1 protein-coding gene is annotated in these 1,911 nt (G+C 39.1%); it reads right to left on the bottom strand.

Going from position 1 to position 1,911, the window contains the following annotated elements; all coding sequences use genetic code 11:
• Positions 1 to 1,804 (bottom strand): HD family phosphohydrolase (locus B2X72_RS05245; protein WP_286848473.1); only part of this gene is annotated, 1,804 nt, incomplete at its 3' end.
• Positions 1,805 to 1,911: the final 107 nt, after the last annotated feature.

The following is a 1,911-nucleotide window of genomic DNA, read 5'->3' as shown; positions in this document are numbered from 1 at the left end:
TGACAAAAACGTTATAAAAATAGTCAACACGCGTTGTTCCGTGGTGTGTGCGGATAAAATCAAGGATCACGTCAGGCAATTGATGTTTTTTGGCGATATCGACGCCTTTGATGACATGTGATATAATAATCTGTGCACTTTGTTCCGGTGAAAGCTCATCATGCGGATTTTTTTCTGTCTTCTGATTCTCGATGAAAAACTGGGGATTTGTCAATTTCCCGATATCGTGGTACAGGGCTCCGGCGCGGACCAACAGCGGATTCCCGCCAATTTTGTAGATAGCGGCTTCCGCTAGATTAGCCACCTGTAAGGAGTGTTGAAATGTTCCCGGAGCTTTAAAAGAGAGCTCCCGCAATAACTTGGAGTTACTATTGGTAAGCTCCATGAGTGTTAGATCAGATACAATACCAAATAACTTTTCGAATGCATAGATCATTGGATAAGCCAACAAGGTAATCATGACACTTACGAAAAAGGGAAGGAGGTCGGACCAGTAAATGGTGTCTATAGATCCATTTCTCGTAACGACCAAGCCAATGTAAGCAATCCAATAGGTACCGAGGATAATAGCCGAGGAAATGAACAGCTGCTCTCGTTTGACCAATGTTTTAATACTATAGATCGCAACTATCCCCGCCATAAATTGTAAAAAGACAAACTCAAAACTATTCGGTACAAAAAGACCTGCTAGCAGAACCATCAGCAGATGGATATTGAGTGCTACACGTGTATCAAATAGAATACGAATAATAATGGGGACGGCGCAAAATGGGATATAGTAGAGATTAGGAATCTTGATTTTGATCGCCCAAGATAGGACAGCGAGCATACCAATGATCACAATCATGATAATGACCAGCAACCTATTGTTAAAATAGATGTCCTTACGGAAAAGAAAAAGGAATACCATCAAGATAGACAAGGCGAGCGAGATAATCAGAAATTGCCCTAAGGTCACATAGTTTTGATTTCCACTGATCTTGCCTTCATCTTCATATACCTTGCGTAATGACTCAAGTTTTTGGTAGGTTTCATTGGAAATTATTTTCTCTTTTTCAGCGATCAGTTCTCCTTTTTGGACCACACCGCGCGTAGCAGATATGTTTGCAATGGCATTTTGTTCTAAAGCTTCTGTTTGTTGATCGTTGTAGATGTAGTTAATGGTAATGTAATTTTTTAAAGTTTCCTCCAGCCAGCTCTTTTGCTTTATCTTGGTCAATTTGGGCATAATCTCATCCATATAACCATAAGAGCTTTCGATGGTGTAACAGTCGGCTGTGTTTTTTTGGCTGGCAACTTTGTCCTGGATCAGTGTAAAGTTGTAATGCTTGGAAGCTGGAGATTTGTCGTTGCTGCGGTTCTGAAACCGATTGTTCAATGACAGAATGCCTTTGCCATAGAGATGGCTTAAGATGGCATTACCGGCATTTCTATAATCTACTATATTTTCATGCGTTGTATCTAATTTGCTGCTTTGCCACTTTTCGGCCAGATCCGTGTTGAACTGATCAATTTGCTCTTTACTTGTTGTCGTATTGGCATTATAAATCGGTTGAATCGTGTTTAAGATACTTTTCTTGTCCGCATTCAATTCCTCCTGCGTTTTTAATATGGCAAAATTATAGGGTGATATCAGATTCTCATGATTCCATACTTTTCCCTTTTGGAATTCATAGCGAAAACGAGGTTGTTTGGGAAGGAATATACAGATCAGAATAATGGTGATAAGTATTAATCCAATTTTTCGGACGAGGTTCTCCGTTGTATTTAATTCTCTTCTGTATTTTATTTTTAGTCTTCCCACGGTGAGCTGTATTTTATTATCATGTTAATATACAAATGTAATTATAATTATTTTCTGCAGCTTCAGCCAATTGTCGTTTATAGGTATTAAATCGGGTAAACGCTGTG

This window comes from Sphingobacterium sp. UBA7253 (assembly GCF_002472745.1).
GTDB classification, from domain to species: domain Bacteria; phylum Bacteroidota; class Bacteroidia; order Sphingobacteriales; family Sphingobacteriaceae; genus Sphingobacterium; species Sphingobacterium siyangense.
The sequence above is the reverse complement of the archived record's forward strand: the minus strand, read 5'-3'. Positions and strand labels throughout refer to the sequence as shown.